25 protein-coding genes are annotated in these 26,488 nt (G+C 60.8%); 13 read left to right on the top strand and 12 right to left on the bottom strand.

Annotated elements, in window-relative coordinates; genetic code table 11:
• Positions 1-2,110 (bottom strand): transglutaminase family protein (locus QB905_RS13420; protein ID WP_282975532.1); only part of this gene is annotated, 2,110 nt, incomplete at its 3' end.
• 203 nt (positions 2,111-2,313) lie between these two features.
• Here QB905_RS13420 and QB905_RS13415 point away from each other — a divergent pair.
• The 4 genes from QB905_RS13415 (at position 2,314) to QB905_RS13400 (ending at position 8,313) form a co-directional block, all read left to right on the top strand.
• Positions 2,314-4,209 carry a class II glutamine amidotransferase gene (locus QB905_RS13415; protein WP_282975531.1) on the top strand — a complete coding sequence of 632 codons (1,896 nt, stop codon included), beginning with the start codon at positions 2,314-2,316 and terminating at the stop codon, positions 4,207-4,209.
• Between the two features lie 60 nt (positions 4,210-4,269).
• Positions 4,270-5,745, top strand: a complete 1,476-nt coding sequence (locus QB905_RS13410) for a circularly permuted type 2 ATP-grasp protein (RefSeq protein ID WP_282975530.1) — start codon at positions 4,270-4,272, stop codon at positions 5,743-5,745.
• A 214-nt stretch (positions 5,746-5,959) separates the two neighbouring features.
• Positions 5,960-6,895: an alpha-E domain-containing protein gene (locus tag QB905_RS13405; RefSeq protein ID WP_282975529.1), complete on the top strand. Its 936-nt coding sequence runs from the start codon at positions 5,960-5,962 to the stop codon at positions 6,893-6,895.
• Positions 6,896-7,080: 185 nt separating this feature from the next.
• Positions 7,081-8,313 (top strand): ROK family transcriptional regulator, encoded by a 1,233-nt coding sequence (locus QB905_RS13400; RefSeq protein WP_282975528.1) that lies wholly within the window; start codon positions 7,081-7,083, stop codon positions 8,311-8,313.
• A 48-nt stretch (positions 8,314-8,361) separates the two neighbouring features.
• On the opposite strand, the gene QB905_RS13395 is transcribed toward QB905_RS13400, so the two are convergent.
• The 5 genes from QB905_RS13395 to ruvC are packed head-to-tail and all read right to left on the bottom strand — an operon-like array spanning position 8,362 to position 11,746.
• The gene (locus QB905_RS13395; protein WP_282975527.1) at positions 8,362-9,027 is read right to left on the bottom strand and encodes a DUF1109 domain-containing protein; all 666 of its coding nucleotides are present in this window, start codon (positions 9,025-9,027) and stop codon (positions 8,362-8,364) included.
• Positions 9,020-9,568 (bottom strand): sigma-70 family RNA polymerase sigma factor, encoded by a 549-nt coding sequence (locus QB905_RS13390; protein WP_282975525.1) that lies wholly within the window; start codon positions 9,566-9,568, stop codon positions 9,020-9,022. The genes QB905_RS13395 and QB905_RS13390 overlap by 8 nt, the downstream gene beginning before the upstream one ends.
• Positions 9,569-9,600: 32 nt before the next feature.
• Complete coding sequence (ruvB, locus tag QB905_RS13385) at positions 9,601-10,641, bottom strand: Holliday junction branch migration DNA helicase RuvB (protein ID WP_282975524.1); 1,041 nt, start codon at positions 10,639-10,641, stop codon at positions 9,601-9,603.
• Positions 10,638-11,243 carry a Holliday junction branch migration protein RuvA gene (gene ruvA / locus QB905_RS13380; RefSeq protein WP_282975523.1) on the bottom strand — a complete coding sequence of 202 codons (606 nt, stop codon included), beginning with the start codon at positions 11,241-11,243 and terminating at the stop codon, positions 10,638-10,640. The genes ruvB and ruvA overlap by 4 nt, the downstream gene beginning before the upstream one ends.
• Entirely contained in the window at positions 11,240-11,746 is a 507-nt protein-coding gene (ruvC, locus tag QB905_RS13375; RefSeq protein WP_282975522.1) for a crossover junction endodeoxyribonuclease RuvC, read from the bottom strand. Before ruvC ends, ruvA begins: the two co-directional genes overlap by 4 nt.
• A gap of 195 nt (positions 11,747-11,941) precedes the next feature.
• Between ruvC and QB905_RS13370 the strand changes: the two genes are divergently transcribed.
• The 7 genes from QB905_RS13370 to QB905_RS13340 all read left to right on the top strand — a co-directional run bounded on the left by QB905_RS13370 (position 11,942) and on the right by QB905_RS13340 (position 16,939).
• Positions 11,942-13,828 (top strand): tetratricopeptide repeat protein, encoded by a 1,887-nt coding sequence (locus QB905_RS13370; protein WP_282975521.1) that lies wholly within the window; start codon positions 11,942-11,944, stop codon positions 13,826-13,828.
• 61 nt (positions 13,829-13,889) lie between these two features.
• On the top strand, positions 13,890-14,240 hold the full coding sequence (locus tag QB905_RS13365) for a DMT family protein (RefSeq protein ID WP_282975520.1): 351 nt from the start codon (positions 13,890-13,892) through the stop codon (positions 14,238-14,240).
• 124 nt (positions 14,241-14,364) lie between these two features.
• Positions 14,365-14,718 carry a PadR family transcriptional regulator gene (locus QB905_RS13360; protein ID WP_282975519.1) on the top strand — a complete coding sequence of 118 codons (354 nt, stop codon included), beginning with the start codon at positions 14,365-14,367 and terminating at the stop codon, positions 14,716-14,718.
• 5 nt (positions 14,719-14,723) lie between these two features.
• Positions 14,724-15,287, top strand: a complete 564-nt coding sequence (locus QB905_RS13355; protein WP_282975518.1) for a DUF1700 domain-containing protein — start codon at positions 14,724-14,726, stop codon at positions 15,285-15,287.
• A gap of 10 nt (positions 15,288-15,297) precedes the next feature.
• A complete protein-coding gene (locus QB905_RS13350) occupies positions 15,298-16,107 on the top strand; it encodes a GIN domain-containing protein (RefSeq protein ID WP_282975517.1) in 810 nt (269 codons plus the stop codon).
• A gap of 65 nt (positions 16,108-16,172) precedes the next feature.
• Complete coding sequence (locus tag QB905_RS13345; RefSeq protein WP_282975516.1) at positions 16,173-16,445, top strand: type II toxin-antitoxin system TacA family antitoxin; 273 nt, start codon at positions 16,173-16,175, stop codon at positions 16,443-16,445.
• On the top strand, positions 16,433-16,939 hold the full coding sequence (locus tag QB905_RS13340; RefSeq protein ID WP_282975515.1) for a GNAT family N-acetyltransferase: 507 nt from the start codon (positions 16,433-16,435) through the stop codon (positions 16,937-16,939). The genes QB905_RS13345 and QB905_RS13340 overlap by 13 nt, the downstream gene beginning before the upstream one ends.
• A gap of 24 nt (positions 16,940-16,963) precedes the next feature.
• Here the strand turns inward: QB905_RS13340 and QB905_RS13335 are convergent, their stop codons facing one another.
• Together QB905_RS13335 and ettA are read right to left on the bottom strand one after the other, a co-directional pair.
• Positions 16,964-17,701, bottom strand: coding sequence for a tellurite resistance TerB family protein (locus QB905_RS13335; RefSeq protein WP_282975514.1), 738 nt, complete (start codon positions 17,699-17,701; stop codon positions 16,964-16,966).
• 188 nt (positions 17,702-17,889) lie between these two features.
• Positions 17,890-19,557 (bottom strand): energy-dependent translational throttle protein EttA, encoded by a 1,668-nt coding sequence (gene ettA, locus QB905_RS13330; protein ID WP_282975513.1) that lies wholly within the window; start codon positions 19,555-19,557, stop codon positions 17,890-17,892.
• 399 nt (positions 19,558-19,956) lie between these two features.
• Between ettA and QB905_RS13325 the strand changes: the two genes are divergently transcribed.
• A complete protein-coding gene (locus QB905_RS13325; protein ID WP_461781788.1) occupies positions 19,957-21,438 on the top strand; it encodes a tetratricopeptide repeat protein in 1,482 nt (493 codons plus the stop codon).
• A gap of 29 nt (positions 21,439-21,467) precedes the next feature.
• Positions 21,468-22,847, top strand: a complete 1,380-nt coding sequence (locus QB905_RS13320; protein WP_282975512.1) for a right-handed parallel beta-helix repeat-containing protein — start codon at positions 21,468-21,470, stop codon at positions 22,845-22,847.
• A gap of 383 nt (positions 22,848-23,230) precedes the next feature.
• Here the strand turns inward: QB905_RS13320 and QB905_RS13315 are convergent, their stop codons facing one another.
• From QB905_RS13315 to QB905_RS13300, 4 genes are all read right to left on the bottom strand, one after another.
• Positions 23,231-23,626 (bottom strand): hypothetical protein, encoded by a 396-nt coding sequence (locus tag QB905_RS13315; protein ID WP_282975511.1) that lies wholly within the window; start codon positions 23,624-23,626, stop codon positions 23,231-23,233.
• A 189-nt stretch (positions 23,627-23,815) separates the two neighbouring features.
• Entirely contained in the window at positions 23,816-24,574 is a 759-nt protein-coding gene (locus QB905_RS13310; protein WP_282975510.1) for a YebC/PmpR family DNA-binding transcriptional regulator, read from the bottom strand.
• A gap of 105 nt (positions 24,575-24,679) precedes the next feature.
• The gene (locus tag QB905_RS13305) at positions 24,680-25,519 is read right to left on the bottom strand and encodes a TIGR00282 family metallophosphoesterase (protein WP_282975509.1); all 840 of its coding nucleotides are present in this window, start codon (positions 25,517-25,519) and stop codon (positions 24,680-24,682) included.
• Positions 25,520-25,555: 36 nt separating this feature from the next.
• The gene (locus QB905_RS13300; RefSeq protein WP_282975508.1) at positions 25,556-26,152 is read right to left on the bottom strand and encodes a 5-formyltetrahydrofolate cyclo-ligase; all 597 of its coding nucleotides are present in this window, start codon (positions 26,150-26,152) and stop codon (positions 25,556-25,558) included.
• Between the last annotated feature and the right edge of the window lie 336 nt (positions 26,153-26,488).

Raw genomic sequence — 26,488 nt, 5'->3', positions numbered from 1 at the left:
TATCGGCCACCAGCCGCGACAGCCGCGCCTCGTCATAGACTGTGGTGATAATGGTTTTCAGCTCGTCCCACGATTTGGCGGGCTGGATATTGACCTCGATCACGCCGGGATCGGGCGTCACCGACAGGCTTTCGACGCGGTGATCGCGCGGCGGGGCATAGCCTTCGATCACCACCGGCAGGGCCAGCCTTGCCGCCACGGCCTCGATGGCGTGGATCAGGTCGAGATAGTGCTCGATATAGGAGAGCGGCGGCAGGAACAGGCACAGCTTGCCGCCGCGCACCTCGGCGCACAGGGCCGAGCGGACAAGGCCGTTCGTCCCTTCCTCCCCTGTAGCGAAGCGTACGGGGGAGGTGGCGCGCGCCGTCGCGCCGGAGGGGGCCTTTCCCCCATACCGCGCCACAGCCTGCGCTGCGTCCGGCAAGGTGTCCGTGGCCGCAAAGGGCGAGCGTTCCGGAAACAGGTGCGCCGCCAAAAGTTTCGGTTCCACCACCGGCAGGGCGCCGAGCGGCAGGCGCAGGCCCACCGGCGAATCGCCCGGTATCAGCAGCATTTTCTCGGTGCGGAACGTCCACCTATGGCTCATCCAGCCATCGCTGACCGCCGAAAACATCAGCGGCAGCACATAGCCGGTTGGCTTGCCGACATTGTCATCCAGCTTCGCTTGCAGGCGCTTGCGCTCGGTCGCCTCATAAAGATCGGCTTCGAGCATTTCGTCCTCGACCGGGATGCGCTGCTCCTTCCACAAAAGGTAAGGAATATCCTCATAGGCGGGCAGGACATAGCCCTCGCCCACCCCCAGAGTCTCGGCCAGTTGGCGCAGGAAATCGCCCGCCGCATCGGGCTGTAACGCGCCTGAAGCTTGCGGATCGGCCAGCAGGTCAGGATTGAGCCAGATCGGCTGGCCGTCGTTGCGCCAGAAGGCGTTCATCGCCCAGCGCGGCAGAATTTCGCCCGGATACCACTTGCCTTGTGCGTGTTGCGCCAGCGCCCCCTTGGCAAAGTTTTTCGTCAGGCGCTGAAACAGATCAAAGCCCAGCTTTTTCTTGTTGTCGGACAGGGCCGTGAAATGCCATTCGTCGCCCGTGCGGTCATCAAGCGACACAAAGGTCGGCTCACCGCCCATAGTCAGGCGCACATCTTGCGCGGTCAGGCGCTGATCGACCTTGTGACCCAGCTTGTCGATGGCCTGCCATTCGCCGTCGGAATAGGGCTTGGTGACGCGGCGGCTCTCCAAGATGCGCGTCACGCTCATCTCGTGATTCAGTTCGGCGACGGCCTTTTCCAGCTTGCCCGAAATCGGCGCGGCCGAACCGGGATTGGGCGTGCAGCACAGAGGGATATGGCCTTCGCCGGTGAAAAGCCCTGACGTCGGATCAATACCGATCCAGCCCGCCCCCGGCAGATAGACCTCGCACCAGGCGTGCAGGTCGGTGAAATCGACCTCGGTGCCGGAAGGGCCGTCGAGCGACTTCACATCGGCCTTCAACTGGATCAGGTAGCCTGAGGCAAAGCGCGTGGCCAGCCCCTTGTGACGCAAAATCTGGCAGGCCAGCCAGGCCATGTCACGGCAAGAACCGCTTTTCAGCGACAGGGTCTGCTCACAGGTCTGGACACCCGGCTCCAGACGGATCGTATAGCCGAGATCGGCGTTGAGCCTTTGATTGAGCGCCACCAGATAATCGACCGTGCCGATCGGTTCATCGCTGATGGCGTTGACATAAGCCATCAGCAGCGGATCGGACTCCTTGATCTCCAGATAGGGGGCCAGTTCTTCGCGCAAACCCTCCTGATAGGCGAAGGGCGCTTTTTCGGCTTCGGGTTCGAGGAAAAAGTCGAACGGATTAAACACCCGGATTTCGGTGACCAGATCGACCTCGACGCGGAATCGGGTGGTGCGTTCGGGAAAGACCACGCGCGCCAGCCAGTTGCCAAACGGATCCTGCTGCCAGTTGATGAAGTGGTTTTCCGGCTCGATCTTCAGCGCGTAGGACTGGATATGGGCGCGGGCATGGGGGGCTGGGCGCAGCCGGATCGTCTGCATCCCCAACTGGATGGGCCGGTCGTAATGATAGTCGGTCACATGGTGCAGCGCAGCCAAAATACTCATAGAGCAGAACCCCGATCCAAGCTGAAATTCACGACCGATCATGACACGTCCGCAACAATCCTGTTACGAAATCTAAAAAAAAGTGTCATGCTCGTCCCAAACAGGACTAGACAACCTGAAATTAAAAAAGTCTAGTTGCATTGCAGCATGTTCTTGCAAGGTAACATCACTTTACCTTGCGGGGCAGGATGAGGAAGAGTTTCTTGAGCGCGATATCGAGTGACATTCTCGCTTTCAGTTTCGACGGTCTGAGTTCACCGGCGATTGATCTCAAATTTAGTCAGGGCCCGCAGCGCGGCGACCATACACTCGGCTGGGGCTTAAGCTGGTATCCGGGCGACACCAAGGCTGCCATCGTCGCCAAGGATCCCGCCGCGCGCGACACCGCCTCGCTGAAAGGCGCGATGCACGACTGGGATTCGTTTCGTTCCACCGTCTTCTTCTGCAAGGTGCGCGGCGCGGCGTCCGGCTATACCCACCTCGAAACCCAGCCCTTTTCGCGCAGCTTCGCCGGTCAGGACTGGCTGTTCATGCACAATGGCGACCTCGACAAGACGGCGCTGGCCAAGCTGCATTTCAACAAGTCGATCTTCCTCGAACCGATGGGCCGCACCGATTCCGAACTGGCCTTCTGCTTTCTGCTCGGCAAGGTGCAGGATTACGGCGCGCGCAGCCTGGCCGATGTCGATCATCAGGTGCTGTTGAGCTGGTTTTTGCAGCTCGATGATCTCGGCTCCGCCGATATGGTCATTTCCGACGGCCTGACCGTGGCCGCCTTTTATGGCTCGCAATCGGACACCCAGCTCTATTATGCCCGCCTGAAACCGCCGCACGCCGCGCGCGGCTACCATGCCGATTTCGCCGCCTTCGCGCTCAATAATCCGCGCGACACCTTCCGCACCTCGCTGGTCTTTTCCTCGACGCCATTCGATAAGGGCGACTGGACGCCGATGCAGAAGGGGCAACTGATCATCGCCCGGCGCGGTGCGCTGCAATGGACGAACAAGAAGGCCGGCAAGACATCGCCGCCGCAGCAGGCCGATCATGAGCACGAGGGCCGCCTGCAAGGCGTCGTGCCGCAGCAGGGCCTGCTGGCCTTTGCCGATCAGCAGGCGCAGGCCCAGCAATTATCGATCCTGAGCAGCCTGCAACAATCAAAGAGCGTTCAGCACAATATCCTCAATATCCGCTCGCAAACCCATGCCGCCGATGGCTCGCCCCTGACCTACCGCCTGTATGATGTGGTGCATTCCACCGAATACAGCTACGAAAAAGAGGTCGATCACTCGACCCATATCTTCCGCCTGATGCCGGTCGAGGACGCGGTGCAGGAGGTCGTCAACTCGACCTTAAGCCTGTCGTCGGAAGGCGAGGATATGGGCTTTGAGGACGTGTTCGGCAACCAGATCATGCATTACAGCATCATCAAACCCTACAGGAAGCTGACCGTGTCGTGCCGCTCGCTGGTCAAGATCTTCGCCGTCATGCGCGATGACCTGTCGCCCGACCGGCGGCAACTGGCCGCGCCGCTTTCGATGATGCCGTGGCAGCGCAAGATGATGGATCCCTATCTGTTGCCGCCGGAACTGCCGGAAACGCAGATCAGCGAACTCATGACCTACGCCATGAGCTTCGCCGAGCGCAATGGCCGTCACCTGATGGACACGCTGAACGACATCAACCAGACCATCTACCGCGATTACCGCTATGTGCCGGGCACCACCTCTTTGCGCACCACGGCCTTCGAGGTCTATGCCTCGCGCGAAGGTGTCTGCCAGGATTTCGCCAACCTGTTTATCTGTCTGGCGCGCCTGCTCGGCGTGCCGGCGCGCTACCGGATGGGCTATGTGTTTACCGGCGCCAATTACGAGAACAAGATACAGTCCGACGCCAGCCACGCCTGGGTGGAAATCTATATCCCCTATTTAGGCTGGCGGGGCTTTGACCCCACCAATGGCTGCCTGGTGGCGCAGGATCATGTCCGCGTCGCCTGCGGGCGCAATTATCTGGACGCCACCCCGACCTCCGGCACGATCTACCGGGGCGGCGGCAAGGAAACCTTGCGGGTGCAGGTCACGATGAACGAGGTTTTCCACTGATGTAACTTTAAGCCTCGCATCCATCGCCGGATCGGGGCTGCCAGCGACGGATTTAAGGCTTTGACTCTAGAAACCTACCAGACGAACGGATTCTACGACGAGCTCTTTGCGGAGGACGGCGCGCCACACCCCAGCGCCTCCCCGCTGATCGAGCGGCTGAACGCCCTCAGCCGTAACGAACTGAAACGCAGGCAGAAGCTGGCGGAAAACATCCTTTACCAGTCGGGCAATACCTTCAATGTGTATGGCGACAAGAAGGGCGCGGAAAAAATCCTGCCGTTCGACATCATCCCGCGCATGGTGTCCCACGCCGACTGGACGCGGCTGGAACGCGGCATCCGCCAGCGCATCATGGCGCTCAACCTGTTCATCGACGATATTTACAACGACCAGAAGATCATCAGGGACGGCATTATTCCCGCCGAAATGATCTTTTCCTCGGCCTGCTATCTCAAGCCTTGCGAAGGGCTGCAACCGCCGAAGGGCATCTGGACGCATATTTCCGGCACCGATTTCGTGCGCGACGGCAGCGGCGAATTTTTCGTGCTCGAAGATAATCTGCGCTGCCCATCGGGCATTTCCTATGTGCTGGAAAACCGCGCCGTTTTGAAAAGTATCCTGCCCGACGCCTTCCACACCATGAAGGTGCGGCCCGTCTCCGACTATGGCGATCACCTGTACCGGATGCTGAACTATATCGCCCCCGAAGCCGCTAAGGATGCACCGCACGGCCCCAATATCATCGTGCTGACGCCGGGCATCTATAATTCGGCCTATTTCGAGCACGCCTATCTGGCCCAGCAGATGGGCGTACCACTGGCCCAGGGCTCCGACCTGCTGGTCGAGGACGATGTCGTCTATATGCAGACCACCGAAGGCTTGCAGCGCGTCGATGTCATTTACCGCCGCATCGACGACGAGTTCCTCGATCCGCTGGTGTTCAAACCGGAATCCCTGCTCGGCGTGCCCGGCCTGATGGGTACCTATCGCAAGGGCAATGTGGCTTTGGCCAATGCCCCCGGCACCGGCATTGCCGACGACAAGGCGATCTACGCCTATGTGCCGCGCATCATCAAATATTACCTCGGCGAAGAGGCGCTGGCCAATAATGTGCCGACCTATATCTGCGAGGAAAAATCCGACCGCGATTATGTGCTGGAGCATCTCGATGAGCTGGTGGTCAAGGCGGTCAATCTATCAGGCGGCTACGGCATGTTGATCGGGCCGAAATCGACCAGGGCCGAACAGCAGGTTTTCGCCGATCTCATCCGCGCCAAACCGCGCGACTATATCGCCCAGCCCACCCTGTCCCTGTCGCGCTGCCCCACTCTGATCGGCAATGCCATCGAAGGCCGCCACGTCGATTTCCGCCCCTATTCGCTGTACGGCGAAAACATCTTCACCCTGCCCGGCGGCCTGACGCGCGTGGCGCTGAAAAAAGGCTCGCTGGTCGTCAATTCCAGCCAGGGCGGCGGCTCCAAAGACACATGGGTCTTGGAAGACGATGGGGTACTGGAAGACGAGGCGGGCCAATGAAATCCGTTTTTACGTCCTCCGGTTACACGGCCAGAATCTTCACATCCTTCCCCGTTTACGGGGCCAAAATCTTCACATCCTTCCCCGTTTACGGGGAAGGTGGCGAGCTTGTCTCGCCGGAAGGGGGATCGCGGACATCGGGGCATCCTCTGCGTCTGCCCCTTGCGCTGTCTGACATCTGCCCCGTTTACAGAAAAGAGTGGGAATCCACCTCATGCTGAGCCGTGTCGCCAACTCCCTCTACTGGATGGCCCGCTATCTGGAACGCGCCGACAATGTGGCCCGCTTCATCGACGTCAACAGCCACCTGACGCTCGACCTGGCCCTGCCCGATGATTCGCAGCAATGGCACCCGCTGATCTCGGCTTCGGGCGATGACGAGGATTTTTACAGCCGCTACAAGGCCGCCGATGAGCGCTCGGTGGTGCGCTTCCTGACCTTCGACGCCCAGAATCCCAATTCCATCCTGTCCTCCATCTATCGCGCCCGTGAAAACGCCCGCACGGTGCGCGAAGTGATCCCGGTGGAGATGTGGGAAAAGATCAATGCGCTCTACCACCTGACCCAGGCGCACAGCCGCAAGCGTTCGGTGGCCGATCTTCAGGACTATTACAAGGAGGTGCGCCAGTCCGGCCACCTGCTCACCGGCCTGATGTACAATACGATGAGCCGCGAACAGGGCTGGCAGTTCGCCCATATCGGCCAGATGCTGGAACGCGCCGACAAGACGGCAAGACTGCTCGATGTCAAATATTTCCTGCTGTCACCGCGCCACCATGCCGCCGACACCGCCTATGACGCCGTGCAATGGGGGGCTGTGCTCAAATCGGTGCACGCGCTCGAAATGTACCGCCAGCAATATCATTCGATCAATTACCGCGACGTCACCGCCTTCTTGCTGTTTTCACACGCTTTTCCGCGTTCGGTGCTGTTCTGCCTGCACGAGGCCGCCCGCGATCTGGATGCGCTGGATCACGCCGCCACAACGCCCAACCGCGCCCGCGCCGAAATGGCCATCCTGATCCGCACCATCGAAACCTCCAGCGCCAGCCATATCATCGCTTCGGGCCTGCATGAATTCATCGATCTGGTTCAGGCCAATCTCAATCTGGTTGATGAGGCGGTCGAACTGTCCTTCTTCAAAACCTGATCCCGTCCCTGCGAAGATCGGCGGCTCAACCTCTGTTGAGCCAGCAAAATATATCTTACAATTCCTCAGCTTCGAGCCTATAGACTTGTGTCTGGCTATCCTTGTTGATGTGGACGCGCAGGTGCGATACATCGCACAAACGGGCGGCCTGACTTTATGCTGGAACTGCCCCGGGGAGGGCCATTATGGGTGCTGATGAGAGAAGCGGCGGCAGCCGCTCCGGGCCACGAGTCCATGCTCTGGGCGAATCGCTGTCGGGCACCAATCTCGAACGCGCCGGCGATCATAATCAGCGGGTGACTCTGCAAGCGGTGCGGGCGGCGGGCGGCCCGATCACCCGCGCCGACATTGCCGACCTGACCGGCCTGACCGCACCGGCCATTGCCAATATCACCAAGCGCCTGCTCGATGACGGCATGATTTTGAAGGCCGGACGCCAACTGGGCGGACGCGGCCAGCCCGCCACCAAGCTGGTGGTCAATCCCGACGCCGCCTTTTCGATTGGCCTCAATATCGACCGCGACCATATTGCCATTGTGGCGCTGGATTTTATCGGCAATGTGCGCGCCCGCGTCTGCCGCGAAGTCCATTTCGCCATGCCGCAGGAGGTGATCGCCTTCTTCCGCGCCGAGGTTGAAACCATTATCGCCGACAAGGTCATCGACAGCGAGCGGCTGATCGGCATCGGCATCGGCATTCCCGATGATCTGGGCCGCGTGCCGGTGGCCAATCGCCCCGACGCCTACCAGATCTGGTCGGAAATCGATGTGGCGGCTCTGTTTGCCGAGATCCTGCCCGTGCCCGTCTATGTCGAAAACGATGCGGCGGCGGCCTCGATCGGCGAGATGCAGTTCGGCCACGGCCTGCAACATCGCAGCTTTATCTACACCATCATCAGCGCAGGTCTGGGCGGCGGACTGGTCATTGACGGCCACTATTATCGCGGTGCCGAAGGCCGTTCGGGCGAGATCGGTTTTCTGCCCGTCAAAAACGAAGCCGGTCAGGAAAAAACCCTCGAAGACATGGTGTCGCTCTATGCGCTTTACGATGATTTGCGCAAGGGCGGCTTTGATGTCAGCACGCCAGACGATCTGGAAAATCTCAGCGAAGCAGGCAAGGCGCGTATCGACGCCTGGCTCGACCGTGCCGCCGACCATCTGGCCATGCCGTGTCTGGTCATGAACTGCGCCATCGATCCCGAAGCCCATTTCATCGGCGGTCGCCTGCCTGCCGCCTTTATCGAAAAGCTATGTACGCGCCTCAATACGCGGCTTGCAGGCTATGGCGACCGCATCAAGCGCATCGCCCCGGTCAAACGCGCCGAACTGGCCGTCGATGCGGCGGCGCGCGGCGCGGGCATATTGCCGTTCAATGACCGCTTCCTGCCGATCCGAGCGGCCTTGATGAAGACGGGTTGATAAATCCGTCAAGAAACTAAAAAGGATGAAGACGGGTCAGGCTTAAGCTTACCAGCGCAGGAAACGCCGTCCCAGCAGGGTGGCGATTCCGGTAAAAATCGCCACCGCGCCACCATAGACGACCAGCAGATAGACCGGCGCATCGCCGTCGCAATGCAGGGCATAGGCCGCCGCCATTAGCGAGGCCGTGGCCAGTCCGCTCATCGCACCCAGGGCCAGAGGCTGGCTGGTGGCCGAGCGGCGCAGCCAGAAGCGCCACATCACGATCAGGCCCACCATGCCGCCGCACAGGATGGTGGTGTAGCAGACCACGACGCCGCCACTCAGCCAGTCTTTGAAATCGTGGCCGCCATAGGCCAGCCATTCCAGCCCGAAACCGCCCAGCACCAGCCCGCCGATGATCAGCAGCGGCACAAAAAAACGAAATTTCAGCCGTCCTTCCGGGCGCGACAAATCGCTGACAGCCCACAGGGCAGCGAGGCCCAGAACGAGGAACATCAAAGGCTTGAGCACCGCCATCGGATTGCCCAGCCATTGGCCGCGCATCAGGGCCGCCACGGGCAGACGCGCATGATAGAAGATGAGAATATAGGCCACGGCCACGGCCAGCCCGACCAGAGCGCCGATCCACAGGCGGCCATTGCGCATGGGCCGCACCGGCTTCAGATCCTGCGCCAGAGTTTCGGTCAGGCGTTCGATCCTGTCATTATTCATCGCCCGCCTCCTCTGCGCGTGTGCCTACGAAACCGCGCAGCCGCTTCAGGCCGCGATGCACGATCACCTTGACCGAGGCCGCACTTTTACCGGTCAGGCGCGACACCTCATCGACGCTTAAGCCGTCGATCTTTTGCAGGGTAATGATGCGCGCCTGATCCTTGGGTAGCTGACGCAGCAAAACGGCCACGTCGCGCGCCGCCATATCGGGCTGCATCCCGTCATCGAGGCCCAGCGCCTCGGTCAGTTCCACATGGACATGGCGGCTGTTTTTACGCACATAGTCGATCAGCTTGTGGCGCGCCACCGCCGCGATCCACGGCAGGAAGGGCGCGTCGGAATCATAGGTGTGGCGTTTTTCATGCAAACTCAAAAGCGTCATCTGTACCAGGTCTTCGCCGTCGCTACCCCTTAAGCGCCGCCGGAAATAGGCCAACAGCCAGGGATGCAGGGCCGTCAGCAGTTTGCGATAGGCAGCCGCGTCGCCGCCCTGCGCCGCGCGCATCCAGTTCTGCCAGTCCTCGGAATTATACGTGGGCATGGGGGTCGGGGTTACATGTCAGCGTTGAAAAATCAACTATCAAAGAGATCGCCGCTGGCGGGCGGCTGGGCGGGTGGCGTCAGACCAAGGTGCATCCAGGCGCGGGCGCAGGCCATGCGGCCGCGCTGGGTGCGCTGAATAAAGCCCTGCTGCAACAGATAGGGTTCGATCATATCCTCTACCGCATCGCGCGCCTCGGCGATAGCTGCCGACAGGGTTTCCAGGCCCACAGGCCCGCCGCCATAATTCTCGATCAGCGCCTTCAGATAGCGCCGGTCGGAATGATCAAGGCCCGACGGATCGACCTCCAGCCGCGCCAGCGCCTTCGCCGCTGCCTTTTTATCAATGGTTTCATCCCCATCGGCGGCGGCAAAATCGCGCACCCGGCGCAGCAGCCGGCCCGCCACGCGCGGCGTGCCGCGTGACCGTGAGGCGATTTCGAGCGCCCCGTCTTCCGAAATCGGCGCGCCCATCTTGCGCGCCGTGCCCATCACCACGCGCACCAGTTCTTCGGGCGTATAGAATTCGAGCCGCAAAGGTATGCCAAACCGGTCGCGCAAAGGCGTTGACAACAGCCCCGCCCGCGTCGTGGCCCCGACCAGCGTAAACGGCGCCAGATCGATGCGCACCGTGCGCGCCGCCGGGCCATCACCGATGATCAGATCCAGCACATAGTCTTCCATCGCCGGATAGAGGATTTCCTCAACCGCCGGACTGAGGCGGTGGATTTCGTCGATGAACAGGACATCATTGGCTTCGAGATTGGACAATATGGCCGCCAGATCGCCCGCCTTGGCCAGAACCGGCCCCGATGTGGCGCGAAACCCCACCCCCAGTTCGCGCGCCACAATCTGCGCCAAAGTCGTCTTGCCCAGCCCCGGCGGGCCATAGAAAAGCACATGATCGAGGGCTTCGCGGCGCGAGGCGGCGGCAGAAACGAACACTTTCAGATTGGCCTTGAGCGGGGCCTGACCGACGAAATCCTCAAACGATTGCGGACGCAGGGCGCGGTCCTGCGCGCGTTCCTCAAAATCTTCGCTGGCGTCGCCGGACAGGATGCGGGCCGAACTCATTTGCCGAGCGCCTTCAGTGCAGCGCGGATCAGGGCCGGTAATTCGGCCTCATCGCCAAGGGTTCTGGCCGCCGTATCGACCGCCACGCGCGCCTGCTGTTCGGCAATGCCCAGCCCGATCAGGGCCGCCACGCTCTCGCCCTGCACAGATGGCGGCGCAGGCCGGGCGGGCGTCAGGGTCAGGGCTGAAAAATCGCCATTCATCAGCACCTTGCCCTTCAGTTCGATCACGATGCGCTGGGCCAGCTTCGGCCCCACCCCATTGGCGCGACCGACACTGGTCTTATCTTCCTGCGCCACCGCCTGCGCCAACTGGCCCGGCGTCAGCACGTCGAGCACCGACAAAGCCGCCTTGGGGCCCACGCCCTGCACACCCAGCAGCGCCTCGAAGGTCTTGCGCTCGTCCTTGTCGAGAAAGCCGTACAGCCGCGTGCCGTCTTCACGCGTCTGGCTTTCGATATGCACAATCACCTCAGAGCCCAGTTCGGGCAGGCTGGACAGCGTGCGAATACCACAACGCACAATATAGCCGACGCCCGCGCATTCAACGAGCGCCTCTTCATCGCCGCGTTCGAGCAGCAAACCGCGTAACCGCCCGATCATGCGAGTAACCTCTTCAGGTTTTGCATCTTGCGCTTATGGGCATGGGTGATGGCGCAGGCCAGAGCATCGGCGGCGTCAGACTTCATCTCGGCGGCCTTGGGCAGGAGCCGCCTGACCATGAACATCACCTGATCCTTTTCGGCGCGTCCGGCTCCCACCACCGATTTCTTGATGTCGAGCGCGGCATATTCGGCCACCATAATCCCCGCTTTCGCCGGAGCCAGCATGGCGGCGGCGCGGGCATGGCCGAGCTTAAGCGTCGATGACGGATTCATATTGACGAAGGTTTCCTCAATCGCCGCCTCATCGGGCGACCATTCGGCGATCACGGCGCCCACCCCGTCAAACAGGTGCAGCAGGCGCACGGCCAGATCGGCCTCCACCGGCGGCTCGATGACCCCGTGCGCCACCCATGACAGGCGCGCCCCCTCGACATCGATAAGGCCCCAGCCCAGCTTGCGCAGGCCGGGATCGAGTCCGAGAATCCGAGTCATGTTCTTCATATGTTCGGTTCTATCCGCAAGTGACGCGCCATGCAAGCGACCTGTGACGGGGCGTCATCCGAAAATGGCCGGAAAGTTGCACATTCAACGCGCAGGACGAGCAAACGGCTCCATCTGGCACAGCATAACAAGATTACGTTGCCATAAGGCCGAAGCTGAGGTTAATGTTTTATGAAGAACAGCGCGGGGGCTGGCATGAACAGTACGGATATGAGTCTGGACGCCACGGTTAGGGCTGAAGCTGGCGCGCACACACCGCGCAAAAGCGGTCCGGCGGCCTTTATCGCCCTCGCCCTGCTGGCGCTCGCCATCTGCGCGGTGGCCCTCTATGCGGGCCGCGCCCCGCTGCTCAGCCCCTATCCCGAAGACTGGATCGGCTGGGCGCGCACCACCCTCACCTGGTCGGGTGTGTTTGCCGTCGGTGTGGTTCTGCTCGTCATCGGCGTGATCGGCACAGCGCGCACACTTCTGCCGGTTCGCCAGCCCCGCCGCCATACAATGCCATCCAGCGCCTTCACCAGTGAAACGGCAGCGCCCGCCGCCTTCGCCGAGGACGCTGTATCAGCGGCTCCGGCAGCGCAAAGCGAACCGCGCCCGCCGCGCGGCAATCTGAAATTCGACGCCAGCCGCATCGTCAGTCCGCCGTCCGAACCGCTGGAGAGCGCCCCAGTCGAGAGCGCCCTCACCGAACCCGCCCCCCCCGAAAGCACTGGCCCGGCCATGACCGCGCCCGCCCGGATGACGCCAGCCCTGGGCGTTGACTCGCTCGAACCGGCGATTTTTCACGATCCGATCTTCCATGATAATGCCTCCGACAGCTTTATGAGTCAGGTGCCGCTGGTTGAAACCGCCACCTTCGACGCGACGGCAGCGCTGAACACCACGCACGGCCTGCATGTGCATTCACCGTCAGCCCAGATCATCCCCATCCGCCCCGATGGCCCCCATCCCGATCTGGCCGCCGCCGAGATGACGCCACCAGAAGTCGCGCCAGACTCGGCACATGATCCGCTCGCAGCCGCCCTGCTAGCCGAGGCCCCCGATCCGGTGGTTCATGCCCCGGCAGGCGATATGAATGCGGTCATCAATTCCACCCTGCGCTTTGCCCCGCAAACGCCTGAGGACAGCGCGCCCGCCTTTGTCACCATGCCGGTCGAAACACCGGAAGAGGTGGCGCAAGACATGATACCGAAAGCCGGACTGACGGAGACGGCGCACGACGCTGCGCCTGAGGCGACATCAGCGGAAACATCAGAGGCAGCGCCCTTGGCCGAGCCTGCAACGGTCGGCCCCGCCGCGGTTGATGACGAGGCCGAGATCCGTCAGGCCGTGCAAACCGCCCTGTCGGTGTGGCCCGATGCCACCCGCGCCATCGCCGCCGATGAACTGAGCGTGCGCATCGCCCACCTCTATTATGATCCGTCACCGCAAAGCACACAGGCGTTTCAGGCCATTGCCGGTGGCGATCTGTCGGGCGCGTCAAGCAGCCTGCAAAGCCACGCCGCCAGCCTGGCCGCCGCTGGCCTGACCGCTCAGGCGGCCGAGCTGTGGCGCATTGTCGGCGCCCTGCATATGGGCCGCGATGATGCGCGTGCCATGAACGCCTATGAGCATGTCTCGGCGCTCGATCCGTCCGACGCCAATATCCACCTCTATCTGGCGCGCCGCTATCAGATGGCGGGCGACACCGCCAAACAGCCTGTGGCTATCGCCCGCGCGCTCGGCGTCATCAGCGATCCGGTGACGCGCGCCGAACTGCTGGCTCCCTATGCCGACCTGATGCTGAAATCCGGCGATGTGAAAGCGGGTGGCGATGCGCTCGAAGAACTGAGCCGCCTGCACGAAACCACCGCCTATCTCAGGCCCGATGATGTGGCGGCGCGCTCGGCCCACGCCATCACGGTGGCGCGGCTGGCCCAGACGCGCGAAATGCAGGGTGACTATGATCAGGCCGGGCCGCTGTACAAGAAAGCCCATCAGGTTTTCGCCGATCTTTCGGCCATGAAGCCCGAACATCCGGGCTTACGCGCTATGGCCGAAAATGCCCTGCGCGACGCTCAGCGTTTCCAGACGGCGAGTTAATTCTGTATTCCTTTTTTATGGAATCTGGCTTAATCGCGGGCGGTAAGCCTAAGGTGATATGATGCCGAAAATACCCCCCGTCTTCGCCACGATCGGTCTTTTGATCTGCTCCAACATCTTCATGACCATCGCCTGGTATGGCCATCTCAAATTCAAGTTTGAGAAGTTATGGATCGTGATCCTCGTCAGTTGGGGCATCGCCTTTTTTGAATACTGCTTTCAGGTGCCCGCCAACCGCATCGGCTATGGCGCACTGTCGGCGGCCCAGCTCAAGACGATTCAGGAAGTGATCACCCTGTCTGTTTTCGTTATTTTTTCCTGGCTCTATCTCGGCGAAGCCCTGCGCTGGCAAACCGCCGTCGGCTTTGGCCTGATCGCCTGCGGCGCCGGCTTCGTTTTTTATCGCGGCTGATACCTGATCCAGCGGGCCGACTACTGAACATAAATATGTACCTTGCATAAACAGATAGCTTGCTATATATAGCGTTCAGATGCACCATTTGCCGTGCCCGAACCTATGGAGGCTTCGCGTATCGATGCCTGAAACCATTGATATTCAACTGAAAAAAGGCGTTCTGGTGCTGTGCGTTCTGGCCGTTCTGGCGCGTGGTGAAAGCTATGCCTATGAGATCGCCAGCCACCTGTCCGAAGCCATCGGCATGGGCGAAGGCACCATCTATCCGCTGATGCGCCGGATGCAGAGCGATGGGCTGGTCACCACCTATCTGGTCGAATCACCGTCCGGCCCTTCGCGCAAATATTACAAACTGACCGAAGCGGGCCACGCCGCGCTCAGCGCCCAAAGCGACGAGTGGCGGGGCTTTGCCAGCGCCGTCAATGCCCTGCTCACGCCCGCCGACGCCACCTCCACCCCCTTGATAAAGGCCTGATCACCATGACCCGTAGCGAATTTCTCGACAGGCTGCGCACCGGCCTCATGGGCCTGCCCCCCGCCACGATCAATGACATCATGGCTGATTATGAAAGCCATTTCGCCGACGCCGCCGCTGATGGCCGCGCCGAGGCCGAAGTGGCGGCAGCGCTGGGTGATCCCGAACGCCTCGCCCGCGAACTGAAGGCCGAGGCCAATGCCAAAAGCTGGGAGGCGGCCAAGACGCCGTCCAACGCCACCACCGCCATTATCGGCATATTGGGGCTGGGCGCCCTCGATATACTGGTGCTTCTGCCGATACTGGGCGGCGTGGTCGGCACGCTGGTCGGCATCTTCACCGCCGCCATCGGCACCTTTATCGGCGGCGGATTTTTGTTTGCCGCAGGCCCCTTTCTCGGCCTGCCCGGTGGCCCCGTGGCGGCGCTCCTCGGCGGCTGCGGCCTGATGCTCGGCGCCGCTGCGGTCGCCGCCATCATGCTGGCCCTGACCATCTGGCTGGTCAATGGCCTCGTCTGGTTCGCCCGCCTGCACTACCGCATACTCAAACCCGCCCTGGCGCAAGACTGAGGATAAGACCATGATCCGCAAACTGCTTATCTTCTCAGGTGTCGCTGGCGTCTTGTCACTGGCCTGCCTCGGCGGCGGTGCCGCCCTCGTCTCGCAACAAGTCGGCACTACCGGCTGGAACTGGGACATGTTCCACGAAGGCCATCATTTCGGCTTTCGCAAGGGCTATCACAACCCGTCTGATGCCGCGACAAACAGCATTTCGGATGCTCCCGGCAGCAAAACCCTCACCTGGACGGGCGGCGACCATCTGGCCGTCGATCTGCCCGCCGATGTCACCTTTACGCAAGGCCCGGTGGCCTCGGTCACCGTCAGCGGCCCGCAATCCCTGATCGATCAGGTGCGGCTGACCGATGGCCGTCTGGACTGGGCCGACGACGAAGATCAGGACGGCGTCGTGCATTTTGCGTGGAACCGGCACGGCTTCGATGTGCAGGCTGATCAAGGCCAGGTGCAGATCGCCATCACCGCCCCCGATGTCAGGGCTTTCGCCCTCAATGGCAGCGGCGATTTGCAGATAGAGGCCTATAACCAGCCCTCGCTCGATGTCCATCTGGCCGGCAGCGGCGGCGTCAAGGCCACCGGCAGCACCCAGACCCTGCACCTCAATATGGCGGGCAGCGGCGACGCCGATCTGGGCGGGCTGACCACCACCGACAGCGACATTAACATCGCCGGTTCGGGCGACGCCGCCCTCCATGCCAGCGGCAAGGTCAGGGTCAAGATTGTCGGCTCCGGCGATGTCAGTCTGCACGGCAAACCGGCCAGCCTCGACAAGACGGTCATCGGCTCCGGCACGGTCGACCAGAGTGATGAGTAACAGGGCTGGTCGCCTTGCCCATACCCTCCTTGCCCAAGCTGCCCATGTATGCTAATGTCATACACATGCCTCAGACTTCACCCGCCATCCTCAGCGTTCGCGTCACGCCCGATGAGCGCGCCCTGCTCGAAGCCGCCGCCGGGCACGCCCGCACCAATCTGAGTGATTTTGTGCGCCGCAAGGCGTTGGAAGCGGCGGAAATGGACGTCACCGAACATCGCACAGTCACCATAGCCGCCGCCGACTGGGAAAAATTCGAGGCCTGGGCCTCAGCCCCCGCCAGAGACATTCCGGCGCTGGCCAGACTGGCCGCCACGCGCCCCGTATGGCACGACTGACGCCGCCACATCCGCTGATCAGCGATCACCTCCGCGGTGGGTTCGACTGCGGCCGCCCGTCGCTGAACCAATGGTTTCACAAACGCTCCCTCACCAATCAGCAAGCCGACATCTCGCGCACCAGCGTGGTCTGCGATGCCGAAACCGGCAACATTGCCGGTTATGTGTCCTTGAGCGCGGCGCAAGTGCAACGCGCCTACCTGCCAAAATCCCAACAGCGCAACCGTCCCGATCCCCTGCCCGCGATTTTGCTGGGCCAACTGGCGGTCGATGTCCGTTATCAGGGGCATGGACTGGCGCGCTCCCTGATGTTCTATGCCCTGACCACGGCGGTTCGCCTGTCCGAAGATATGGGCTGTTTCTGCGTCCTGACTCATCCGCTCGATGAGGGCGTGCGTGGCTTTTACCGCCATTTCGGCTTCGAAGACCTGCCCTTTGATCCGCAGCGCAGCATGGCGGTTCGGATGGTCGATTTAAAGCGGAATGGGTTTTGATGGCATGAGTACAGCCGGAAAAAATCAGGCAATCGCCAAGGCTTTTTGAATATGGGTTGCCATTTCAGCTTCCGCTAAATGCACACTTCCATCGGCATCAATGACACGACGAACGCTTCTCCAAACGGCTCTCTTAATGTCAGCCGTACTAAACTTTAAGTTTTTCAGTGCGCGCTCGAAGGCTTTCTCATCTGGAGCGATGGATCGGATCAACCGATGAACCTCGCCTTCATTCAAGGGTTCACAAACACGATCAAACACATGCTTGACGACTTCATCACGTTCAGATGGCCGAAAAAGCCCATCACATGCCCCAACAATAGATAGCAATACGATCTCATCCCTACATAGTCGAACCGCGTGCGCCTCTGGCGTTTCAGGTTGAAACACGCCGCAATCAGCAAAGAAAGCATAGGCGTCGTCAAAAACCTCGCCTGTCACAATATCTGTAATTTCGACTATCCGAGACAGCAAAAACAAACGATAGGCGTCTCGATGATAACACCACGCCGAAAGTTTATAGTCCCCACTGTCTGGAGTGATTTTAAGCAATCTCACAGTTCTGCCCGTAAGCCCGCCGCTCGCGCCGCGATATTGCATATTAAAGGCTATCGGGGTTACCTCATCATGATCATCGATTTCGTGATCACTCAGATCGTCTTCCTGATCATCAGAGGAATACGCCTCTAAAAGCTGCTGCCTTACCAAGGCAGCATTGGCATTTTCAACATGCACCTTCAAAACAGATTGCAAACTAGCCATAGCCCCCCCTTGTTCGTATCTATTATTGTTCTGCTTAGTTCGTAGAGACGACTTCAGGCCCGCAACTTAGAGTCTGAGCGATCTCAATCAGAGTTAAGCCACTTATCTCATAGATCGCAATATTAAAAAAGCGCCAGCCCTTCGGCCAGCGCTCTTAAAAACAATCGGGTGCAGGGGCCGTGCCCCTGCTAGCGACCGAATTTCTGGAACTTGATGCGCTTGGGGATAATCGAATCAATCCCCAGACGGCGCTTCTTGTCTTCTTCGTACATTTCGAAATTGCCCTCGAACCATTCGACATGGCTGTCACCTTCGAAGGCCAGAATATGCGTGGCGAGACGGTCGAGGAACCAGCGGTCGTGGGAGATGACCACGGCGCAACCGGCGAAGTCTTCCAGCGCCTCTTCGAGGGCCTGCAAGGTTTCGATGTCCAGATCGTTGGTCGGTTCGTCGAGCAGGATGACATTGCCGCCCGCCGCCAGCGTCTTGGCCAGGTGGACGCGGTTGCGCTCACCGCCGGACAAAAGCCCGACCTTCTTCTGCTGGTCGCCGCCCTTGAAATTGAAACCGCCGACATAGGCGCGGCTGTTGATTTCCTTCTTGCCCACCACCATGATGTCGGTGCCGCCGGAAATGGCCTGCCAGACGGTGTGGTTGGGGTCGAGGTCGTCGCGCGACTGATCGACATAGGCCAGCTTGACCGTTTCGCCGAGCTTCAGCGTGCCGGCATCGGGTTGTTCCACGCCGGTGATCAGCTTGAACAGGGTCGATTTACCGGCGCCATTCGGGCCGATCACGCCGACAATGCCGTTGGGCGGCAGGCGGAAGCTCAGATCCTTGAAGAGCAGCTTGTCGCCATATTCCTTTTCCAGACCGGTCACTTCCAGCACCAGATTGCCAAGGCGCGGGCCGGGCGGAATCTGGATGGTGGCGAAGTTTTGCGCCTGACGTGAATTTTCCTGTTCGCGCACCATGTCGTCATAGGCGGCCAGACGCGCTTTCGACTTCGCCTGACGCGCCTTGGCGCCGGAACGCACCCATTCCAGTTCCTTGGTCAGGGCGCGCTGGCGGGCTTCGGATTCCGATTGCTCCTGCACCACGCGCTTTTGCTTCTGCTCCAGCCAGCCGGAATAGTTGCCCTCATAGGGCACGCCCTTGCCGCGGTCGAGTTCCAGCGTCCACTTGGTCACCTGATCGAGGAAGTAACGGTCGTGGGTGACCAGAATGACGCAGCCGGGGAAGTTTTCCAGATGGTGCTGAAGCCACGCCACCGATTCGGCGTCGAGGTGGTTGGTCGGTTCATCGAGCAGCAGCATGTCGGGCTTGGAGAGCAGCAGGCGGGCCAAAGCGACGCGGCGCTTTTCACCGCCCGACAGCTTGGTGACAGGCGAATCATTGGGCGGGCAGCGCAGGGCGTCCATCGCCATTTCGATGCGCGAATCGATGTCCCACAGGTCACCGGCGTCGATCTTTTCCTGAAGGGCGTTCATCTCCTCCATCAGCTCGTCGGTATATTCCTCACCCATCAGCTCGGCCACCTTGTTGAAGCGGTCGAAGATCTTCTTTTCCTCGCACCAGGCGATGACATTTTCCCAGACGGTCAGGCTGTCATCAAGGTGCGGCTCCTGCTCCAGATAGCCCATCTTGGTGCCTTCGGCGGCCTTGGCTTCACCGGAAAATTCCTTGTCGATCCCGGCCATCACCTTGAGCAGGGTCGATTTACCCGACCCATTGACCCCGACCACGCCGATCTTGGCGTCGGAATAGAAGGAGAGCCAGACGTTCTCAAAGACCTTCTTACCACCGGGGTAATGCTTGGTCAGGCCTTGCATCTGGAAGATATATTGTTGCGCCATGAGGAGGTTGCGCCCTTTGATGAATGCGGATTTCGGGAATGGCCGTGGTCTTAGCGGCTGGCGCGCAAAACCTCAAGGCTTAAGCCGTAAAAAGGCCCTGCGCCATCTGGGTCACCTCAGTCACCTCTGGGGAAAATTCGCCGCACGCCGGATCGCGTTAACACTTTTTTCTGGTCAAGGCGTGGCTTTTGAAGCATGATAACGCCGTTCGGGGTCGCCTTAAGTTGCGTCAGGGCGGACATGGGATTGATGAGGGGCCTGGCCGCACGGATAAGCGGTCATCTGGCAAGTTTCGGCGGGATTACGAAAGCCACGGGGGGCAGAACTTGACAGTCTTCAAAATCCTTAACAAAGGCTTTATTAACCATAAGTCTGCCGACTCCGTCGGAGAGATGTGCGATGTCCATGCGTAACCTGACCGGAGCCATTCTGCGCCCGTTACGATGGGCGGTGCGCGCGACAGGCCATTCGCGCAAGGCACAGATGCGCCCGCTGATCGCCCTCGGCTTCGGCCTGTTCGCGGCGCTCAGCCTGACCGGCTGCCAGCGCCTGATCGACGACATCAGCCATATTTTCGATCCCCATCCGCGTATCGATGGCCAATATGCCTGCCCGCGTCCGCCCGATCCGTTCCAGACCGACGGCTTCAACGGCCAGGAACGCGAAATCCGCTATTACCGTCACCTCGCCTTCGGCAATGATTTCTTCGCCCAGCTCGAACTGGCCAATCGCTACGCAGCGATCAATGCTGCCGATAAAAACCTCGAAGACCCGATCGAATCGTCGGTCTGGCTGGTCATGGCGCTGGCCAATTCGCAGGGCTATGCGCCGATGAACCGCGCCTTTGATCCGCACGGCAACACGATGGCTTCGCGTTATGACAAGTGCCGCGCCTTTGAGCGCGAGCGCGCTTACCGGATGCTCGACCAGGAATTGTCAAGGATGGATTCCGGCGAACGCGACAAGGTGCGCGACCGGGTGATCTATGTGCAGTCCACCTTAGGCGCCGATGGCTTCCGCACCTTGGCGCGCCTGTATGACGATCAGTACGGCCCGATGGGCGAACCGGCCGATAATCCGCAGGCCATCCGCGCCATGATGCGCGGTGCAAACTACGGCATGTCGAATGTGCGCACGCTGTTCGAACGCTCCGATGTCGATGCCTATCTCTATAATTACAAGGCTTCCGAAACCGGCGATGTCAGCGCCTATGTGCTGCTGAAAGATTTCGAGAAATCGGCCCCGGATCGCGCCCAATATGCCTCCTTCGTCGAAACCAAGGCACGGCGCTGGGTGGCGCCTTACGAATTCTATCCGCCCGAAGCGCCGCAGGGCGGCGTGCCCCATTCCGATGAAAGCCGCCTGAGCGACGCCCAAAGCTACGCCCTGACGCGCATGGACGAACTGCCCTTTATCCATGTGATGCGCGCGCTCGACTATCTGAACCTGCTGCACGAAGCCTGTTTCGATGCCAAGGACGTGCCCAAGGAGACGGTGGACGGCCTGCGCGGCATGATCGGCCTGCCGCAGGAACCTGAGCGTCTGACCGCCCTCGATGAGGTGCGCGCCATCCAGATGGCGGCGGTCAATGGCGATTCGCGTTCGCAACTGGTGCTGGCGGTCATGTATTCCGAAGGCGTCGGCGTCGGTGTCGATTATGCCCGCGCCTTCCATTGGTATCAGCAGGCCGAAAAACAGGGCTCGCCCGAAGCGCGCTACGCCATGTCCACCTATTTCGATCTCGGCCTCAAAGGCGTGGCCGATCAGGACAAGGCCGAGGCCGTGGTGATGCAGCTCGACGCCGCGCTCGAAGGCTTCAAACCATCGGCCAATCGCTTGCAGGACGTGCTGGCGCAGGTGTCGCAAACGGCACAGCCATAAGGTCGGACATGAAACGAATGGACAGGACGATGTGCAAAGACCGTGAAATCAGACCAGAGGCCCGGATCACTCCGGCGGCCATGCTGATGGCTCTTGTCGTTTTGCTGGCCATGATGGCACCTTCCGCCCGTGCCGACGCATGGCGCGGCAATAATGCCGCCCGCGTCGATGCCACCATCCGGCCGTGCTTTGGCATGTTGCTCGACGCCCAGCTCCGCACCTGCGGCCCGCAGCGTCACTATCGCTATGACGGCGGCCGCTATGGCTATTACGGTCATGGCCGCGCCGACGCTACGGTCGATTGCGACCGCGCCAGCCAGGGCTATGTCGAGGCCGTGGCGCGCAATATCCGCCCTTATGGTGTGCTCTATCTCAAGGCACATAACCGCTCGTGCGTGGCCAGCCTCGACATCGACCATTCGATCACCATCGTCGGTCAGGGCTTCGGCCCCAATACGATCCCGGTGCTGGTGGCGCCCGACGGGCAAAACTGCCTGCGCATCTCACCCAATGCCGACAAGGTGATCCTGAAAAACGTCTATGTCTCCAGCCCGCGCGGCGGGAATGCGCCGTGCATCGAGGCGGCGGGCAAGGAACTGACCATCCAGAATTCGGAAATCCGTTATCAGGGTGATAATGCCGCTGTCCATGTGGCGGGCGGGCGGCTCAACCTGACCGATTCCTCACACATCATCGCCAAGACGCGCGCCGTCGCCCTGGCGGTCAGCGAAGGCGAGCTTTATGCCGAAAATTCCGAGATTGCCTCAACGGCGGGCGGCATCTACGCCGTGCTGACCGGCGATTCACAGATCCTCGGCGTCAGCGTGCAGCAACTGGCCGACTGGCATGGTTTTGAGCGCGGCGACAACGCCATCGGCCTCGACCTCAAGCTCGACAGCGCCGATTCCATCCTGACCATGAACGATATGAAGGTGCAGTATTTCGCCGAGGGCATTCATCTCGACGGGGCGGGCGAAGCTTTGTTGTCGCACAGTCTGGTGGCGCGCAGCGATCACGCCGTCACCTCGTCGGTCAGCCGGGTGCGCATCATCGAAAACACCCTCATCGCCAATGAGATCGGCATTGATGTCGAAGCGGGCACCGCCGATGTCGGCCGCAACCAGATCGCCAATGTGCGCACCGCCGGCATTCTGGCCCAGTCCAATGGCGAGATCCGCGCCGTCGATAATGCCATCGATCCGAATGGCGAAGGCTGCCCCACCCTGCGTTGGGGGAATATCGATCCGGCGGAGCGCACTTGCCGACCGTGGTTCAAGGGCTCGGCCTTCGATGTGCCGGGCGATGCCGCCGATCAGGTGATGTTCGACCAGTTCTGGCCGCATATGAGCGCCGATACCTACAATGCCTCACCCGATCAACTGGCCAAGCCGGACGTCAACCGGCCCTGATACCACCCCCATCATAAGATTCACCTGAAATATGAAGCTTTGCGCCATGAAGCAAGAACCGCCACCACCACATCTTAGAGCGGTTTGCATTCTGATTGAATCGGTCAAAGGAATGCAACCCACTCTACATTTTACGTTTTTCCGCATCTCGCATTCAATTTGTAAGTCAAATTAAACGCTCGTTGCTCTAGCCGCTTCGCGTCTTCGTGCGGTTCCTTGGCTGGCGAAGGACATGCCTTCGCCGACGCCAAACTCCAAAAAGTTGGAGAGGTATAAGGGGCGCTCTTTCTTATACCTCCCCAGTTTACTGGGGAGGGGAACCATCGAGCGAAGCGAAGATGGTGGTGGGGTTTCTTACTTCAATAGCCATGAACGATGCTGCCTCAATGATAACCGTTATAGCCATCCTTGTGGTGCGCAGGCGGCGCCGGATAGGCGGGCAGGACGCGCGGATCAGCATCGGTGCAGGCCACGGGAATACCGCCGCCTACCTTGCCGCCCATGCCCAGCGCCGTATTGTCGCGCGCATTCTGGGCGGTGACGGCCACCTGGCGGCCATCGCTGTTCATGTGGGTTTCGGTGCCGGTGGCGCTGTCATAGGTCATGACCTGCGCAGCCTTGCCGTCCGGCTCGAACGTCGATACGCATGCCTGCGCGCGTTCAGCGGGGCTGCGCGGGTCTTCATAGGCGATGGGGTATCTGTGATAGGCCACGCAACCGCTCATGCCGAGGGTGAGCCCCGCCCCAAGCCCGGCCAGTATCAGGATGGACGCTTTCATATATTCCCCCGCGAAAACATGGTTAACGCCGCATCATCGCATATTTCAGAAAGCAAACAAAGCCCGGAATCGCAGCCTAGAGCGGTCTGCATTCTGATTGAATCGGTCAAAGGAATGCAATCCGCTCTACATTTTACATTTTTCCGCATCTCGCATTCAATTTGTAAGTCAAATTAAACGCTCGTTGCTCTAGCCGCCCAGGCTTTCCAGTTCCTCGTCGGCGATCTCGTAATTGCCATAGACGTTTTGCACATCATCGTCATCGTTGAGCGCATCGAGCAGTTTCATCAGGGTGCGCACCGGATCGCCGGTCAGCGGCGTGCCGCTTTGCGCCTTCCAGATCAGGCCGGTCGATTTCGGATCGCCCAGCGCCTTCGACAGCGCGTCGGTGACCTCGTTGAAGTCCTCAAAGGCGGTATAGATGGTGTGGCCGCCGTCTTCTTCGTCGTTATCGGTTTCCACATCGGCGGCCCCGGCCTCGATGGCCGCTTCCATCACCGTATCGGCGTCACCCACCGAGAGCGGATATTTGATCTCGCCCAGCCGGTCGAACATGAAACTGACCGAGCCGGTATCGGCCAACTGGCCGCCGAACTTGGTGAAATAGCTGCGCACAGCGCCCGCCGTGCGGTTGCGGTTATCGGTCAGGGTTTCAACGATCAGGCCAACGCCGCCGGGGCCGCGGCCCTCATAGCGGATCTCTTCCATATTGTCGGCCTCGCCCGAAGCGCCCTTTTTGATGGCGCGCTCAATATTGTCCTTGGGCATCGATTCGGCCTTGGCCATCGAAACGGCCAGACGCAGGCGCGAATTCATCGCCGGATCGGGCAGGCCCATCTTGGCGGCCACGGTGATGTCGCGCGACAGCTTGGAGAAAAGCTTGGAACGCACCGAATCGGCGCGCCCCTTCTTGTGCATGATGTTCTTGAATTTACTGTGGCCGGCCATGAAATCCTCTTAACGCAGCGCGCCCGGTTTGGTGCGCCCGTGTACTTCAAATGATGGCGGTTTCTAGCGTGTGAAACCCGGTTTGTCACGCCCCCTCAGCCTTTATCAGACGGCGGCCAGCGCGCTCACCTCCGGCACGGTTTCCTTCAGGCGGCCACCGATGCGGATCGGCTCGATGCGCAGGGCCAGCCCCGTGCGGTCATCGCTTTCGACATAGACGCCGCACACCGTGCCCGGCCCGGAAGCCGGACGGTAGCGTTCCTTGCCGATGCGCGTGGTGAAACGGCGCAGCGGTTCTTCCTTGTCCATGCCGATCACGCTGTCATAATCGGCACACGCCCCGGCATCGGTCTGATAGGCCGTGCCATTGGGCAGGATCTGCGCGTCGCCCGTCGGCACGTGGGTGTGGGTGCCGACTACCAAAGTGGCGCGGCCATCGCAGAAATGGCCCATCGCCATCTTTTCCGAGGTGGCTTCGGCGTGCATATCGACCACAATCGCGTCGGCCATCATGCCCAGCGGACACGATTCCAACTGGCGATCGACCGCGCCGAACGGATCATCCATCGACGCCATATGCACCAGACCCAGCACATTCATCACCAGAATACGCTTGCCCGACTGGGTTTCAAACAGATTGGCCCCGCGCCCCGGCGCATCGGCCAGAGGCGGATAATTGATCGGGCGGATCAGGCGCGGCTCACGCACAATATAGGTCAGCGCCTCTTTCTGATCCCACGAATGGTTGCCCAGGGTCAGGCAATCGGCCCCGGCGTCAAAGAGCTGCCGCGCCGAATTTTCCGACAGGCCAAAGCCCGCCGAAGCGTTTTCGGCGTTGATAATGACAAATTCGAGGTCAAGACGGCGGCGTAAACCCGGCAGGTGTTCTGCAAGCGCATCCCTGCCGGGGCGGCCCACAACGTCACCAAAAAAAGCAAAGCGCATTCAACATCCAAATCTATAGCCCGCTTACGGCGGGGCTCAGGCCTGGGCGCGCGCCTCGATCACGCCCTGTTCGGTCCATATATCATCCAGTTTCTGATCATGCACTTCAAACGGGAGATCGGCAAGTTCCTGACCCGAAAAAGCGATTCCGCACACACGCACATCGCCCTGCGCCCGCAAGGCCGCCAGCGCCCGGTCGTAATAACCGCCGCCATAGCCGAGCCGGTGGCCATCGCGCGTAAAGGCCAGCAACGGCACCAGCACCACATCGGGCGTCACCTCGCCAGCGGCAGCGTGCGGCTGGTGGATGTCGAACGGGCCCTGCTCCAGATCGTCACCCAGCCGGAAGGCGCGAAAGCGCATCTCATAGCCCTCCGCCCCGGCCACAAGGCACGGCAGGCACAGGCGATAACCCTTATCCTCGAAGATCTGCAACAGCGGAAACGGATTGATTTCGGACTGGATCGGATAATAGCCGGCGATCAGGCTGCCGCGGCGCGGCCATGCCTCAAGCGCTGAGCTGACTGTTTCGGCCATCCGGTCACCCGCCAGACCATCGGCCTGGGCCAGAGCGGCGCGGCGGCGTTTCATTTCATGGCGCAGAAGCAGCTTTTTGGCGTCACTATCGCTCATGCGGCTCTTATCCTGTTTTTCAAGACGCCCAACACCACATCCCGCCCCCCTCTCACCATAACGAATCGACATTCAGCCCCTTGCTGAAGAAAGCGGCCCCTCCGTCTCGACGCGCTTTGCTTGCTCGACACCTCCCCATGAATGGGGAGGAGGGTGACAGGCGGCACATCCCTCCTCCCTGTGCCAAAGGCATGGGGAGGTGGCAACGAGCCCGTCAGGGCGAAGATGACGGAGGGGTTTCTGAATGTCGTTCCGTCCTGGGCCGCATGAAGAATGGCTCGTGGTGGTGGGGTTCTTACTTCCTGAAGACAAACATACCGGCTCAGTATGAGCCGG

This window comes from Asticcacaulis sp. EMRT-3, assembly GCF_030027245.1.
Classification (GTDB): Bacteria; Pseudomonadota; Alphaproteobacteria; order Caulobacterales; family Caulobacteraceae; genus Asticcacaulis.
The sequence above is the reverse complement of the archived record's forward strand: the minus strand, read 5'-3'. Positions and strand labels throughout refer to the sequence as shown.

Excerpts from the sequence above, each read along its gene's own strand:
- QB905_RS13405 (WP_282975529.1), top strand. The coding sequence starts at position 5,960 with ATGCTGAGCCGTGTCGCCAACTCCCTCTACTGGATGGCCCGCTATCTG.
- QB905_RS13400 (WP_282975528.1), top strand. The coding sequence starts at position 7,081 with ATGGGTGCTGATGAGAGAAGCGGCGGCAGCCGCTCCGGGCCACGAGTC.
- QB905_RS13395 (WP_282975527.1), bottom strand. The coding sequence starts at position 9,027 with ATGAATAATGACAGGATCGAACGCCTGACCGAAACTCTGGCGCAGGAT.
- QB905_RS13390 (WP_282975525.1), bottom strand. The coding sequence starts at position 9,568 with ATGCCCACGTATAATTCCGAGGACTGGCAGAACTGGATGCGCGCGGCG.
- ruvB (WP_282975524.1), bottom strand. The coding sequence starts at position 10,641 with ATGAGTTCGGCCCGCATCCTGTCCGGCGACGCCAGCGAAGATTTTGAG.
- ruvA (WP_282975523.1), bottom strand. The coding sequence starts at position 11,243 with ATGATCGGGCGGTTACGCGGTTTGCTGCTCGAACGCGGCGATGAAGAG.
- ruvC (WP_282975522.1), bottom strand. The coding sequence starts at position 11,746 with ATGAAGAACATGACTCGGATTCTCGGACTCGATCCCGGCCTGCGCAAG.
- QB905_RS13370 (WP_282975521.1), top strand. The coding sequence starts at position 11,942 with ATGAACAGTACGGATATGAGTCTGGACGCCACGGTTAGGGCTGAAGCT.
- QB905_RS13365 (WP_282975520.1), top strand. The coding sequence starts at position 13,890 with ATGCCGAAAATACCCCCCGTCTTCGCCACGATCGGTCTTTTGATCTGC.
- QB905_RS13360 (WP_282975519.1), top strand. The coding sequence starts at position 14,365 with ATGCCTGAAACCATTGATATTCAACTGAAAAAAGGCGTTCTGGTGCTG.
- QB905_RS13355 (WP_282975518.1), top strand. The coding sequence starts at position 14,724 with ATGACCCGTAGCGAATTTCTCGACAGGCTGCGCACCGGCCTCATGGGC.
- QB905_RS13350 (WP_282975517.1), top strand. The coding sequence starts at position 15,298 with ATGATCCGCAAACTGCTTATCTTCTCAGGTGTCGCTGGCGTCTTGTCA.
- QB905_RS13345 (WP_282975516.1), top strand. The coding sequence starts at position 16,173 with ATGCCTCAGACTTCACCCGCCATCCTCAGCGTTCGCGTCACGCCCGAT.
- QB905_RS13340 (WP_282975515.1), top strand. The coding sequence starts at position 16,433 with ATGGCACGACTGACGCCGCCACATCCGCTGATCAGCGATCACCTCCGC.
- QB905_RS13335 (WP_282975514.1), bottom strand. The coding sequence starts at position 17,701 with ATGGCTAGTTTGCAATCTGTTTTGAAGGTGCATGTTGAAAATGCCAAT.
- ettA (WP_282975513.1), bottom strand. The coding sequence starts at position 19,557 with ATGGCGCAACAATATATCTTCCAGATGCAAGGCCTGACCAAGCATTAC.
- QB905_RS13325 (WP_461781788.1), top strand. The coding sequence starts at position 19,957 with ATGTCCATGCGTAACCTGACCGGAGCCATTCTGCGCCCGTTACGATGG.
- QB905_RS13320 (WP_282975512.1), top strand. The coding sequence starts at position 21,468 with ATGTGCAAAGACCGTGAAATCAGACCAGAGGCCCGGATCACTCCGGCG.
- QB905_RS13315 (WP_282975511.1), bottom strand. The coding sequence starts at position 23,626 with ATGAAAGCGTCCATCCTGATACTGGCCGGGCTTGGGGCGGGGCTCACC.
- QB905_RS13310 (WP_282975510.1), bottom strand. The coding sequence starts at position 24,574 with ATGGCCGGCCACAGTAAATTCAAGAACATCATGCACAAGAAGGGGCGC.
- QB905_RS13305 (WP_282975509.1), bottom strand. The coding sequence starts at position 25,519 with ATGCGCTTTGCTTTTTTTGGTGACGTTGTGGGCCGCCCCGGCAGGGAT.
- QB905_RS13300 (WP_282975508.1), bottom strand. The coding sequence starts at position 26,152 with ATGAGCGATAGTGACGCCAAAAAGCTGCTTCTGCGCCATGAAATGAAA.